The organism is Vibrio sp. 1CM24A, from assembly GCF_023161725.1.
Taxonomy (GTDB): domain Bacteria; phylum Pseudomonadota; class Gammaproteobacteria; order Enterobacterales; family Vibrionaceae; genus Vibrio; species Vibrio coralliirubri.
Map to the genome: position 1 here is coordinate 26,135 of NZ_JALNTS010000003.1, position 12,287 is coordinate 38,421.

Annotated in this window: 16 protein-coding genes; 9 read left to right on the forward strand and 7 right to left on the reverse strand. The window is 44.4% G+C overall.

Annotation, left to right across the window (positions count from 1 at the left end; all coding sequences use genetic code 11):
- Positions 1-204 precede the first annotated feature (204 nt).
- A complete protein-coding gene (locus tag MSG38_RS07655) occupies positions 205-789 on the reverse strand; it encodes a hypothetical protein (protein ID WP_248401512.1) in 585 nt (194 codons plus the stop codon).
- Between the two features lie 293 nt (positions 790-1,082).
- On the opposite strand from MSG38_RS07655, the gene MSG38_RS07660 reads away from it, so the two are divergent.
- The 7 genes from MSG38_RS07660 to MSG38_RS07690 all read left to right on the forward strand — a co-directional run bounded on the left by MSG38_RS07660 (position 1,083) and on the right by MSG38_RS07690 (position 4,467).
- Complete coding sequence (locus MSG38_RS07660; RefSeq protein ID WP_248401514.1) at positions 1,083-1,430, forward strand: hypothetical protein; 348 nt, start codon at positions 1,083-1,085, stop codon at positions 1,428-1,430.
- A 42-nt stretch (positions 1,431-1,472) separates the two neighbouring features.
- Positions 1,473-1,943 (forward strand): hypothetical protein, encoded by a 471-nt coding sequence (locus MSG38_RS07665; RefSeq protein ID WP_048611633.1) that lies wholly within the window; start codon positions 1,473-1,475, stop codon positions 1,941-1,943.
- Between the two features lie 2 nt (positions 1,944-1,945).
- Positions 1,946-2,440, forward strand: coding sequence for a hypothetical protein (locus MSG38_RS07670; RefSeq protein WP_048613835.1), 495 nt, complete (start codon positions 1,946-1,948; stop codon positions 2,438-2,440).
- Between the two features lie 60 nt (positions 2,441-2,500).
- Positions 2,501-2,908: a hypothetical protein gene (locus MSG38_RS07675; RefSeq protein ID WP_048611636.1), complete on the forward strand. Its 408-nt coding sequence runs from the start codon at positions 2,501-2,503 to the stop codon at positions 2,906-2,908.
- Between the two features lies 1 nt (position 2,909).
- Positions 2,910-3,377 (forward strand): hypothetical protein, encoded by a 468-nt coding sequence (locus MSG38_RS07680; RefSeq protein WP_248401516.1) that lies wholly within the window; start codon positions 2,910-2,912, stop codon positions 3,375-3,377.
- A gap of 338 nt (positions 3,378-3,715) precedes the next feature.
- Positions 3,716-4,072, forward strand: a complete 357-nt coding sequence (raiA, locus tag MSG38_RS07685) for a ribosome-associated translation inhibitor RaiA (RefSeq protein ID WP_052880378.1) — start codon at positions 3,716-3,718, stop codon at positions 4,070-4,072.
- A gap of 239 nt (positions 4,073-4,311) precedes the next feature.
- Positions 4,312-4,467 carry a DUF3012 domain-containing protein gene (locus tag MSG38_RS07690; protein WP_017061679.1) on the forward strand — a complete coding sequence of 52 codons (156 nt, stop codon included), beginning with the start codon at positions 4,312-4,314 and terminating at the stop codon, positions 4,465-4,467.
- Positions 4,468-4,628: 161 nt separating this feature from the next.
- Here MSG38_RS07690 and dgcA read toward each other — a convergent pair whose 3' ends face one another.
- The 5 genes from dgcA to MSG38_RS07715 form a co-directional block, all read right to left on the reverse strand.
- On the reverse strand, positions 4,629-5,615 hold the full coding sequence (gene dgcA / locus MSG38_RS07695) for an N-acetyl-D-Glu racemase DgcA (protein WP_248401518.1): 987 nt from the start codon (positions 5,613-5,615) through the stop codon (positions 4,629-4,631).
- 57 nt (positions 5,616-5,672) lie between these two features.
- Positions 5,673-6,680, reverse strand: coding sequence for an N-acetyltransferase DgcN (dgcN, locus tag MSG38_RS07700; protein WP_248401520.1), 1,008 nt, complete (start codon positions 6,678-6,680; stop codon positions 5,673-5,675).
- A gap of 91 nt (positions 6,681-6,771) precedes the next feature.
- A complete protein-coding gene (locus tag MSG38_RS07705; protein WP_248401522.1) occupies positions 6,772-7,662 on the reverse strand; it encodes a LysR family transcriptional regulator in 891 nt (296 codons plus the stop codon).
- A gap of 95 nt (positions 7,663-7,757) precedes the next feature.
- Positions 7,758-8,594, reverse strand: coding sequence for an SGNH/GDSL hydrolase family protein (locus MSG38_RS07710; protein WP_248401524.1), 837 nt, complete (start codon positions 8,592-8,594; stop codon positions 7,758-7,760).
- 116 nt (positions 8,595-8,710) lie between these two features.
- Positions 8,711-9,217 carry an RNA methyltransferase gene (locus tag MSG38_RS07715; protein ID WP_248401525.1) on the reverse strand — a complete coding sequence of 169 codons (507 nt, stop codon included), beginning with the start codon at positions 9,215-9,217 and terminating at the stop codon, positions 8,711-8,713.
- A gap of 275 nt (positions 9,218-9,492) precedes the next feature.
- On the opposite strand from MSG38_RS07715, the gene MSG38_RS07720 reads away from it, so the two are divergent.
- Both MSG38_RS07720 and MSG38_RS07725 read left to right on the forward strand, forming a co-directional pair.
- Complete coding sequence (locus tag MSG38_RS07720) at positions 9,493-11,154, forward strand: methyl-accepting chemotaxis protein (RefSeq protein WP_248401526.1); 1,662 nt, start codon at positions 9,493-9,495, stop codon at positions 11,152-11,154.
- 229 nt (positions 11,155-11,383) lie between these two features.
- Positions 11,384-11,602: a hypothetical protein gene (locus MSG38_RS07725; RefSeq protein WP_086969339.1), complete on the forward strand. Its 219-nt coding sequence runs from the start codon at positions 11,384-11,386 to the stop codon at positions 11,600-11,602.
- 5 nt (positions 11,603-11,607) lie between these two features.
- Here MSG38_RS07725 and MSG38_RS07730 read toward each other — a convergent pair whose 3' ends face one another.
- Positions 11,608-12,285: an endonuclease gene (locus MSG38_RS07730; protein ID WP_248401527.1), complete on the reverse strand. Its 678-nt coding sequence runs from the start codon at positions 12,283-12,285 to the stop codon at positions 11,608-11,610.
- Positions 12,286-12,287: the final 2 nt, after the last annotated feature.

The window sequence follows — 12,287 nt, forward strand, 5'->3', positions numbered from 1 at the left end:
GGCTAAACTGAATGAGGTCATTACAAGCAGGTAAACAGAAAAGTCTGTTTTGGTAATGCGTTTTTTATCAATTACAAAGACAAGCGGCGCATATTAGCACAACGAGTCATGAATTGTCAGAAAAGTGTGAGTTTCGTCATGTTTTGGTGAGCAACAAAAAAGCGCCCACTAATAAGCAAGGCGCTTTTCTGCAATCGAATCGAGTTACTTAGGTGCTAATTCGTAGTTTTCTTGCATCTCATGAGGGGCAATCCCGTACTCATAATCCGCTAAGTAGCCATCCTTATAGACCTTCATTCCCTTCTCATCCCAGCTCACTTTGATCATCGCCGTGTTGCCATCTTCACTGCCTAACAGCTCCAGCATTTCTGCATCAATCTTAATGGCTTTGATGGTTTTAATACGCTTAAACGGCTTAAATTCAGTGGTCGAGGTTGGCAAAGAACCGTAGCTGCTGATCCACGTCTCTTTAGGTACTAGCCATTGGTTGAAAACATCATCAACAATCGCTTTCGGCATGCTTGCGATAACAACAGAATCTGTCATTACGTTGTTTGTCTCTAGGCTGTAACCGCCCTTTCCATCCGAAACATAAGTAGGAAAATCAATGCCAATTTCAGACTCAGCTGGTAAACGGCCTAAGGTGACCGACTTCTTAACGTACAGTTCTGCCGTTTCAAATTGCTGCATGATCTCAGGGACCTTCTGAAATTCAACTGGGGCAGCAAAGGCATTGAAAGCGAAAGAAAGGGAAGCTGCAATTGCAGCGAATTTAACAGGCATTTTCATGATAACGGATCCAAATAGAAGATGGCTGTTAGAGTATCCCGTACTAACAAATACCTCAATAAACTACAGCGTCTTATATTGGTAATTGTGATATTGAGTGACGAAATCATAAATAGTTACTTTGCCCTTTTCTCCTTAGCTCTACCCTCCTAGTTTCGCTGTTCGGCAGTTCCAACCTAAAAAAACTTAGTCATTTTTACCGTACTGTCAGCCTTATGTCAGTGGCGCAAAATGGTAAGTCCTATCGTTGAACAAACCTAAAATGAGACTTCGATCATCATTTTGAGGTTCTCATGAAGGCTATTTACATCATTGCTGTCGCGTTGCTGCTGAGCAGTTCCTTAGCAAACGCAAATGTGCACAAGTGGAAAAATACCGAATTTCAGACCTACTCCGACAAAACACAGGTCAGGTTCTTATTGGTAAACCGTTACACCAAACAAGCGGATTACTACCTGCGAATTGATGACAAAGAGTTTCCAAACAAGATCCAATTGGATGCAAACCAAGAGATAGAGCTGGATATCAATGTTAAGACGCCAGCTGCTCAAATAACCAAGAAGAAGATTTGTACGCGCATGGTGACGGATTCCCCGAACAGCTACGAAGTATGCACAAACCTTAAATTCAAGCGGTATTAACGGTATTCAAACTGTATTAACGACATTCAAGCGGTATCAATTATGCGTAGAACAATCAAAGCATTACTTAGCGTTTTATTTGCTGTCGCTTCATTGGCCATTGCTTCACTGACAAGCCCGGCATTGGCAAACCCAATACCGAGTGTGTCTAACCCTTCAGGTACCGACCGAGTTCGAACCTCTGAAGGGGCTTCGTGTGAGCAAGCGATTTCCACAGGTAAAACCGTTCAGTTCGGAACCTATGGATCAACCGGCAATGAAGATAGCGACAGCTATTACAACAATTATTACTACCAAAATCAGGATGAGGCAGGCGTATACGCGGCTGTGACATTCCAATTTGGTGGTGAGGATCGAGTTGACTGTCGTCGACTCTACGAGTTCGAGCTCCGTGAGCGAGAACGTTTAGAAGAGCTAGCTCAAGCGGAACATGAGCTAAAGCTATTACAAATCGAAGCAGAGAAATATCGCCTGCTGAAGATGAAACAAAGCAATACCACTTTTTCGGAGTAAAAATGCTTAATAGAAAACCACTACTTGGCCTAGCTGCCATGTCTGTATTTTCCACTGGTTCGGCGTTTGCCATACCACCTGACCATCAAGATGACAAAACAGGTGATGTTGTATTCTCAGCATCTGTCGAGTCTCAATGTGGGATAGAAGCAACAGAAGACCAAGCCGACTTGGCTTTTGGCGAAAGTTACAATGAATCTCACGCGACTGTAAAGTTAGTCAGCAACAGAAACGGAATCAAAGTTCGAGCAGAAGAGATCAAAATCGAATCGTTTAACGGCCAAATTCAAAAAGGCGATGTGTTTTTCCAGTCAACGGGGACAACAGAGCTAGACCAATCTGCAGTTAGTTGGGAATCGGGTGTAGACATCACTCGGGATCAAATTCGTGAAGATAACAATATGAATCTTTTCGCTCGTGTTGCGGTTGATGAAAGCAATCTCGATGCTAGTGATGATTACGAAGTAAAAACAAAATGGAAGATTGAGTGTAACTAACCCATCATCTCTCCCACGGTAAGCCCTTTAATCATGAGGGCTTACTGACCCAGAGGCACTATGAAAACTCTAGTTTTATTCTTGGCGATATTGTTTATCGCGCCCTATGCCGTGAGCACCGGGTTTGATAGGAAAGAAGTCGAACATTTCAATCAAATGTGCGTCGATGGCTCAGACAACCACCAGCGCCGAATCTTTGATGCGTTGTCGAATTCTGAATACATCGATTGGTCGAGCATCGAGTTAATCGACACCGAAAGTCGCGTTAACTACACCGAGACTACCGTCGAAATTAAGCAAACTGAGCGTGTCACGTGCGATCTTATTGTCGAATACAAATATCATCATGCCGATATTGTACTGAGCTCAAGCTATCAGGTATCTCTCAAAGATAAGCAAACCATCAGTAATGTGGCTGTTACTGAACAAGCGGTCACGGACTTTATTGTCCGCGTTATGGTGAACTAACATGCTACGATTTATTGTCGCGTTCACTTTAATCAGCTTATCCAGCTGTACATTGGCATCCAATAATCACTCTACATTAAGCTTTAAAAAGCATGTGAGAGAACGCTGCGGTTTAGAAGTGATCAATAACCAAGGTGAGATGAGTTTTGGTCGAGAATACGATGGCAGAGCCATCACGCTCAAGCTGGAGTCCAATCGCAAAGATTCTCGATTATTGCTCAAACTGCAACATATTGACCTAGGCTCTATTGATGAGTCTCGCATTTCAGAACTTGCGCGATTCAAAGTCGAAACCCCGGTTCGCTATGAAGGAGACATTAATTATTGGCGTCAGGGCGTCGAATTTCCTGTCGATCAACTGGCATCCAATAAAGAAGTCGATATTCGAGCACGTATTACCATACCCGAGTCCCAACTCACGGCTGGAGAGTTTCACTTCAATATGGAGTGGGCAGTTGAGTGTCTATAAATTAGTAACTTAAGCTGAGTTTTTAATCAAAGAAGAAAAAAGTGAGTGGGCTGGAAAGAAAATCAATGGAGTGACAAGTTCGGAATTATAAAACCGATAAAGAGAGATTCACTGGGAATTCGCTGTAGGTTAGCGCAAATTATCAAGGATGGAGTTTTTTTGAACATGTCTTTAAAACACGAAACATAATATGCGATCAGTTCATCGGACTTTCAAGGGAGTAACAAGAGAATATTTGATAACACTGAAGTCAATCACACATGTGCTAATTCTCAGTTGGTTAATCTATCCGATGTTTGCTACGTTTAAATGACACAGTCATTGGAAAGGTATGATTTATGAAAATAAATGTTCAAACACATCATGTATCAATTAACGACGAGTCACGCAAAGACATCGAAGGTAAATTCGAGAAGATATCTAACCATTTCCCATCACTGATTAGCTGCGACATCATCATTACTAAAGAGCACGGTCAACATCAGGTTGAAGTATTCACTAACTACGAAGGTGTACGAGTAAACGCAAAAGCTACAGATGACGTTATGTACCCAGCTATCGCTGCAGCACTTAAGAAACTTGAAGCGGGCCTAAGTAACCGTAAGGGACAATTGAAAGCCGACCTACACGAGAAACCAACAAGCACGAAGCCAGAGATTGCTTCGGACATCATCCAAGAGATGAAATTGGTATAAATCGATAAGTAGTTATAGCGAAATAACTAATACACACTTATTAAGAATTTCAAAGCCAGCACATGTTGCTGGCTTTTTCGATCTTACAGCCAAGCCCCCCTTCCTTCTTTACCGCCTTTAGAATTCAGCTCAACCCCACATCATTTTTAACGCCCTTAAGTTCTTAGCAGCTATAACAATCACTTGTGGTATTTGATACAGTTATAAGCAGAAATTTAGACTACAACGGAATGTTTATTATGAAGAAAATCGCGTTGATACTTTTCCTTGCCACTCAACTAATGGCTTGTACAGAAGTGGGCAGTGAAGCTTGGTGTGCCGATATGAAAGAAAAGCCTAAAGGCGACTGGACGGCTAATGAAGCGGGCGATTTTGCTAAACACTGTATTTTCTAGGCACGTTGTATTTAGCAATTCAGTACACCCCACTCAATGAAGCAAGTGAGCAGTTGCAGTATGGTTTACTTATCTCTGTAAAACGGTACAAACAAAAAATCGCATAAGTTAACGCTTATGCGATTTTTGTATGGAGAGACTCCTAGCTAATTTGTTAGGAGCTAAAGAATAATCATCCCATCTCGATAAGTCAGAGCTGGAGAAACATCTTGGCCAAGTAATACCGGGCCATCGAGGTCGACGACTTCAGATTGAACCGCAATAGGCAGAGCTGCACGCATCGCCAGCGATGTACCAAGCATACAACCCGACATCAGAGTAAACCCGAGCCTTTGGGCTTCTTTTGCAAGTACCAATGCTTCAGTCAGGCCGCCCGTTTTATCGAGTTTGATGTTGACCATTTCATACTTACCCAACAACGATGAGAGCTGTGAGGTAGTATGACAACTTTCATCAGCACACAGTGGTATCGGGTGCTTGATGTGCGCCAGTGAGGCATCGTGCTGTTGGGGTAACGGCTGTTCGATCATCGCAATATCAAACTCAGTTAGTTGATTAAACAACTCTTCGAGATTCAATCCTGTCCATGCTTCATTCGCATCCAATACAATTTGAACATCTGCCGCGGCTTCTCGTACCGCGCGAACACGCTCTACCACTTGTTCGCCATCAAGCTTCACTTTCAGAAGTTTCGCACCATTCGCGACATAGTCTCGAGCCTGAGTCGCCATGCTTTCTGGCGCACCAATCGATACAGTCATTGCAGTCACGATTTGAGCAGGCAACTCAAACAAGCTATTTGGGAAAATCTGGTCATTCTGCTGCGCTTCAAAATCCCAAAGCGCACAATCGACCGCATTTCGCGCTGCCCCTCCGGTCAATAAAGACTGAAGATGATCTCTTAGCTCTGCCGGATCGGTAACACCTCGTTCAAACATGGCTTCAAGTGCGCTAGACGCTTGTTGAATTTGCGCTAACACAGACTCCGATGACTCGCCGTATCGTGGGTAAGGCGTGCATTCGCCCTGAGCTCGTTTGCCATCATGTTCAATGTAAACACGAACAACGTGACACTCAGTACGACTGCCACGAGAGATGCGAAAAGGCGTTTGCATCGCGATAGTAATGGGTTCTGCTGTAATCTTCATAATTTCACTCGGTTGATGTTCGCTTTAACAAATGGAAACGTAGAAATGATGAAGTCGTTAAAGTGAATGTCGCAAATGATCAGTAATGTGTTGTACACCAAAGCGCACTGGATCTGTCACCGGCACTTGATAGAGTGTGGTCCATTCTTGGCACAATGTCTCAGCCTCTTCAATGCTAATCGCCGACGTGTTCAAGCAGATACCCACCAGCTTCGCGTCTGGATTGGTCAACCGCGCTGCTTGCAAGTTAGCTTCAATGGTCTGTTCTATGCTTGGTAATTGAGCATGAGGAAGGTTGCGAATATGTGGTCGCCCAACTTCATGACACAGCACTAAGGCATCAGCTTGCGCGCCATGCAACAAACCCAAGCTCACGCCTGCAAAAGAAGGGTTGAACAAAGAACCCTGCCCTTCAATGATGTCCCAATCGTGGTCGGTAAAATCAGGGCTAATCGCTTCAACTGCGCCAGAAATAAAATCCGCAACCACAGCATCAATCGAAATACCGCTGCCTTCAATCAAGATACCGGTCTGCCCTGTCGCTTTGAATTGAGCGGATGTACCTGACTCTTTAAGCGACTTTTCGATAGCTAAAGCTGAAAACATTTTGCCGACTGAGCAATCTGTTCCGACAGTAAGCAGGCGCTTACCTTGACGAGGCTTACCGTTACCAACATTAAGAACACCGTCAAAATGGCGTACATCATGAAGCTTAGTCAATCCTTGTTGCTGCATGTCAGCAAGCGGTGAAAATTCACTCAATCGTTGGTGCATGCCAGATGCAATCTCAAATCCCATTTCTGCAGCGGCCATAATGGTTGACTGCCAAGAATCAGGAATTACACCACCCGGATTTGCGGTGCCAATCACCAGCGTCTTCGCACCCTGTGCTTGCGCCTCTTGCAAGGTCATGTCCGTTAAGCCCAGTGAAACGGTATCACCCGTTAAACGCAATTGACCCAGGCAGATCTCTGGTCGCCATTGGTGAATACCACGAGCTGTTTTTGCAGCGAGTGGGTCAGTAACATCCCCAAGAAAAAGAAGATAAGGTTGAGCGATCGACATGAGTATTCCTAATTAATAAGTCCTTGTATGGATTTACTTTAATTAGGAATTAGATATCTGCCGAATACCTATTTATGGCGAGCCTATAACCTTAAGTTATAGGGTGAGTATGGCTCTTCAATGAAGCGATAAATTGCTTAACGGAAATCGACTGAGGGGTGTGCTCTGCGCAAAGCATCGATACCGAAAATTGGATGTCTGGTTGAAGTGGCGACACACAAACCGAGTCGTCATTTTGATATTGCTCTGCCGTCCACGGATCAACAATCGCAAAACCTGCTTGGTGCTTCACCAGTTCTGCCGCTGCGCTATACCCACGTACAGATATCGGATGGTGGTAATGCTCATCTCGCGCAATAAGGCTTTGATGTAACAGCAGGCCTAATGGATCACGGCTATCAAGCCCGATGATTGGCAGCGGATAATTGATCAGATCATCAAGGGTTAATTCAGTAGGTAACTGATCAACCGTATTGGAAGGAACCAAAACCTTAAGTGATTCAGTTAATAGCGTTTCACTTAATATCGCAGGCGGTGCTTCATCGCCAAAAGCAATCGCAATATCTAGTTCATGCTTGAGTAAACCTTCACACAACTCATCACGGTTGGCTGTCAGTAACTCAAAAGAGAGTTCTTGCTCGCGAGACATTTGAGCGATAACCGGAGTCAGCAATTTAGTCGCCAGAATAGGTGGCGCGCCAATGCGTAAATGCTGATGGCCTTGCTTGACTTTGTTGGTCAAAGAACGAAATTGACCCAGTTGCTGATAAACCTTTTCCGCTTCTGGCAGCAAGGTTTTCGCTTCAACCGTTGGTACCAATCGCCCTTTAACTCGTTCGAATAAACCAAACCCAAGCTGTTGCTCGGAGTGCGCCAGAATACGGGTCACGTTTGGTTGCGACACATGCAGATTGCGCGCAGCCCCAGATACGGTTCCGGTCTGCATAATGGCGTAGAAGACTTCCAACTGTCTTAGGTTCACATTGATGTCCTTATGGTTCACGAAATAGATCTAGGGCTTGGCCTTTCTTGTATTAGCTAAGGTGTTTGTCGGTCTAGCTAGCTTTTTGCGTGAGTTTATTTTAATAACTCTTCTATCGTTGGTTGAAGTACCTCTGCCCAAACTTGGTAAGCTTTAGCATTCAAATGTAGGTCATCACACGAGTACTCATTCGACAGAAGCTGATTAGGTGACAATACTGAATTCACATCTAAGAACGCAATGCCTTGCTGGGAACAGTACTCGCTTAGCTTGCGATTGAGCAGTTCAACCGACGGATTCAAACCTTGCAGTTTAGAGCCAACATAAAGCGTTGATTGCACCAAGATTCGAATATCATTTTCTTGCCACACCTTAAGCATATCAATGTAGTTCTGGTAGATATGGTCGACATCATAACCCTGAGCTAAATCGTTTATCCCTGCCATAAAGCACACCAGCTTTGGCTTCACATTCAACGTGGTATCCATACGGCGTAACATGCCCGTTGTTGTATCGCCCGCTAAGCCGCGATTGACCATCGAGATATCTCGGAAAATATCCGTCCACGGTGCCCACTCGGTGATCGAATCACCAAACATCACTAAGTCTGCATTTGGAGAAAAATGGCGGTGATTATCTGATGTCATGATGTACCGGCTCATACTGTGGCCTCGTTGCTGAATCTCAGACTGAAGAGCGACTGCCTTGAGGGTTTCGCTATCTGGTGTAGTGCTATCGAATTGAGCCAACAACCCTTCGATATGAGGCTTAAAAGGGCTAAGACGAGTGCTCAATTGATGATGTTCTTTAAGGGAAGATAACCTCTCTAGTAATGCATACAGAGAGCGGTTTTGACCAACTTCTTGGAATAACTGATAGAGATCGAGGACAGGGTGTTGCTGTAACGCGGCAAGTAATTTCTTGTCTTCCATGGTGTTATCTAACCCTTCAATTATCTGATGATGAACTCAAGATAATATCCGATTGCTTACGGGATAGATAACACTAGAAGCAGATCGTTACTTTTACTAGAAGTAAATAGTTGCTTTTATTTGATTAATAGATGATTACGATTATCGCGGCTCTTTTTAATCAGCTCGTTGCTCTCATCCATTTCATCTGACTTAGCAAGGCGATCATAAAGCAGCACGTTAACTGTCGCAGCCAAGTTCATGCAACCAACCGTTGGTACGTACACGACGTGATCTGCTCTGTCGGCGACATCTTGAGAAATAGAACCGTCTTCAGGGCCAAAGATATAGATAGCATTTTCTGGATGTTTAAAACGCGGCAGTGGTGTTGCACCTTCAGCGAGTTCTACACAAACAATTTTCGTTTCTGAATCAAGGTTATCCAAAAACGACTCGACACCCGTTAGTGGGATAGTACGCGCAGCACTCTTGGTATCGGTGTGAAATTTAGCGGCTTTTTCGTAGCGTTGCCCTGTGTATTTAACTTCGTCGACTTGGTAACAACCAGCCGCGCGCATAACAGCACCAACGTTTGTCGGGCTCTTTGGATTAGTTAAACCAATAGTCACATGGCTTTTGTTCATGAATCTTTCTCACTTAACGAATAGACATAGCAGGGTGCTACAAAACGTCGCATTCTACCAAAGCAGCGGCAAATTCAAAAGCATCGTAACAAACCACTCTTTTTGTCATTAAGCCCCTAGTTGCAAGGCTTCTAACATCAAAAATCTAACCGCCATCATGTTTATAAAACAAAAACATTTCTGGATAACAATTCAACAACAAGTCCATTTACATTTTAAAACCACATTAATAATGTGTTGAAAATTGCACGAGATAATCACACAGGAAGCGTGACATGACCCTAACCATCAAGAACCGCCTTTATATTCTCTCTTTCATTCCGTTGCTACTAATGGCAATCGGCATGATGAGCGTGACGTATATGAAGAGCACCGAGCTAACCGCACAGCAAGTTGAATCGACGCGTAGCAATATGATGGCGATGAAAGAAAAGGAACTCAAAGCGTATCTACAAATGGCCTACTCTTCGATCAGCCCATTTTTGGATAGAGGTGCAACATTAGAAGAAGCTTTACCAACATTAAGAACATTAGAATATGGCGAGTCTGGCTATATTTTTGGTTATGACTCGAAAGGTGTGCGAGTCGTTGTCGGGCAAAATAACGATGGTATTGGTAAAAACTACTACGACCTGCAAGACAAAAAAGGCAACTACCTTATTCGTGACCTGATCAAGAACTCAAAGCTTGGTGAATTCACCACCTACTACTTTCCAAAACTTGGTCAGTCTGAAGCCCTACCGAAACTGAGCTACTCGATATTCGTTCCCCAGTGGGACTTGATGCTGGGCACAGGCTTCTATACTGACGACATCGATGCAGTAATCGCAGAGATGAAAGAGAGCTCAAATGCCGCGTTACAAAGCTCATTGACAGCCATCGCAATTTTCTGTGGTTTGATTGCCCTAGTAGTTGCTGTGTTTGCCGTTGCCGTCAACCGCACTATCATGCAACCACTCGAGCAGTTTGACCGTTCAATCAGCGCATTTGCGAGTGGCGAAGCCGATTTAACCGCTCGAATGGAAACATTTAAAGCACCCGAGTTCACAAAACTCAGCGAGAACTTCAATGCCTTTGTAGCAAGCCTGCAAACCATCATTCGCAGCGTAAGTGATGTCGGGCAACAAGTCGTAGCCGAGACATCTAGCATGTCTTCTCGCGCTGCGCAGGTCGACGAGATTGCTACAGGGCAACGTGAAGAGACAGAACAAGTTGCAACAGCGATGACTGAGATGACCACAACGGCGCAAGAGATCTCTAGCAACGCTAGCCAAGCGGCGGATTCAGCGAAGCTTGCAGAGGGCAATGCCAAAGAAGCGCAACAGATCGTAAACGCAGCTGCAGACTCGGTAGCAGGCCTAGCGAGCGAAGTATCAGAAGCGAACACCGTGGTGTCTCGTTTAGAAGGCGATGTACAGAATATTTCCTCTTCGTTGGCGGTCATCCAAGACATTGCCGAGCAAACTAACCTACTCGCGTTGAATGCCGCGATTGAAGCTGCACGTGCAGGCGAACAAGGGCGTGGGTTTGCTGTGGTTGCCGATGAGGTTCGTAAACTGGCAAGCCGTACTCAAGAAAGCACTGGCGACATTCACAAGATGATAGAGCAACTTAAAGCTGCCTCAGATGCTGCTGTGAAAGCAATGGATTCAAGTCAAAACCGAAGTGCGCAAACCGTGGAAGAAGCGAATGCCGCAGCCGAAGCACTGGCGAAGATCCAAGCGTCGATTGATACCATCATGGACATGAACTCGCTTATTGCTACAGCCACTGAACAGCAAAATATTGTCGGCCAAGAGATATCTCAACGCATCGTGGTAATTTCTGACCAAAGCTCACAATCGGCCGAACTCGCGAATCAAAACCGTACAGGTAGCCAAAACCTCAACTGTCGTGCAAATGAGCTGTACCACTTAGTAGATCGTTTCACCGTCTAATACATTTTCGGTTTAGTAAGCCGTAATCAAACGCGACTTAACCCTAAAACACGTCGGGCTTCAGAATCTCTATTCTGAAGCCCGAACTTTTTGAGTTATTCAATTTTATAACCAACAGAAAAGTCCCCTCTCCCTCGCTATTCATCATAAATTTTAAGTACCTATTTTCAGAAGTTGGTTAAGCTTATTGAGTTGGTCTAAATCATCGATTCGAGTAGAGGGACGTTGGATGTTTAATTCAGATAAGAAGAAGGTTCGCGATTTATTGATAGCCACTCGCTTTGGCGTATCGGCTTCGGAGATGAAAACCATTATTGGTGTAGAGCAGAACAAAGCGATGAAGTGTATTGTTCAGCTCAAGCAAGAAGGCGAAGACATTCGAACACTTGGCGAAGGCAGCAACCCAGAAGAGTTGGTTTTATATTCCATCGGAGAAATTGAACCATAAGCTCGCTAAGTTTTAGTTCGAGCTTCTAGACAGGAGTCGTTAAGAGGGCAATCTTGACACTTGGGTTTAGGGTTACAAAACTGCTGACCATGTTCGACTAACAAACCATGATAGTAGCCGTACCTTTTGGTATCCAGAGGGATTACGCTTTCCATCAAGGCTCGAAATTTTTCATACGATTTAGGTACATCGAGTCCATTACGAGTGAATATCCTTCTTGCGTAGGCATCAATCACAAAAGACGGTTTACCTATCGCATAAACCAGAATCGCGTCAGCCGTTTCACCACCAATTCCTTTGACTTCCAGTAGCTCTTTTCGCAGCTGATCTTTGTCCTGCTCACGAACCTCGGAAATATCGTATCTGTATTTCGAAAACCACTCAGTCACCGCCTTCAACTTAATGGCTTTTTGATTGTAGTAGCCACTCGAACGAATCTTTTGGGCGAGATCATCAAGATCCATCTGAGCGACTGACCTTGGGCCGCACTTATCGCCTAAGTTGATGAGTGCTTTCTCTGCATTCTTCCAGTTAGTGTTCTGAACCAGAATAGCGCCTAAAACTATCTCGTAAGGGTCTTCCCTTTGCCACCAATCAAAATCGCCATAGTGCTGCTCAAGAGTATTAAATACACCGAGTATCAGGTCACTTTGGTTAGTAAGATCCTGGCGGCCGACAGTCATAA

Bases quoted from the DNA above. Each gene is read 5' to 3' on its own strand.
- MSG38_RS07655 (WP_248401512.1), bottom strand. From the start codon at position 789: ATGAAAATGCCTGTTAAATTCGCTGCAATTGCAGCTTCCCTTTCTTTC.
- MSG38_RS07660 (WP_248401514.1), top strand. From the start codon at position 1,083: ATGAAGGCTATTTACATCATTGCTGTCGCGTTGCTGCTGAGCAGTTCC.
- MSG38_RS07665 (WP_048611633.1), top strand. From the start codon at position 1,473: ATGCGTAGAACAATCAAAGCATTACTTAGCGTTTTATTTGCTGTCGCT.
- MSG38_RS07670 (WP_048613835.1), top strand. From the start codon at position 1,946: ATGCTTAATAGAAAACCACTACTTGGCCTAGCTGCCATGTCTGTATTT.
- MSG38_RS07675 (WP_048611636.1), top strand. From the start codon at position 2,501: ATGAAAACTCTAGTTTTATTCTTGGCGATATTGTTTATCGCGCCCTAT.
- MSG38_RS07680 (WP_248401516.1), top strand. From the start codon at position 2,910: ATGCTACGATTTATTGTCGCGTTCACTTTAATCAGCTTATCCAGCTGT.
- raiA (WP_052880378.1), top strand. From the start codon at position 3,716: ATGAAAATAAATGTTCAAACACATCATGTATCAATTAACGACGAGTCA.
- MSG38_RS07690 (WP_017061679.1), top strand. From the start codon at position 4,312: ATGAAGAAAATCGCGTTGATACTTTTCCTTGCCACTCAACTAATGGCT.
- dgcA (WP_248401518.1), bottom strand. From the start codon at position 5,615: ATGAAGATTACAGCAGAACCCATTACTATCGCGATGCAAACGCCTTTT.
- dgcN (WP_248401520.1), bottom strand. From the start codon at position 6,680: ATGTCGATCGCTCAACCTTATCTTCTTTTTCTTGGGGATGTTACTGAC.
- MSG38_RS07710 (WP_248401524.1), bottom strand. From the start codon at position 8,594: ATGGAAGACAAGAAATTACTTGCCGCGTTACAGCAACACCCTGTCCTC.
- MSG38_RS07715 (WP_248401525.1), bottom strand. From the start codon at position 9,217: ATGAACAAAAGCCATGTGACTATTGGTTTAACTAATCCAAAGAGCCCG.
- MSG38_RS07720 (WP_248401526.1), top strand. From the start codon at position 9,493: ATGACCCTAACCATCAAGAACCGCCTTTATATTCTCTCTTTCATTCCG.
- MSG38_RS07725 (WP_086969339.1), top strand. From the start codon at position 11,384: ATGTTTAATTCAGATAAGAAGAAGGTTCGCGATTTATTGATAGCCACT.
- MSG38_RS07730 (WP_248401527.1), bottom strand. From the start codon at position 12,285: ATGACTGTCGGCCGCCAGGATCTTACTAACCAAAGTGACCTGATACTC.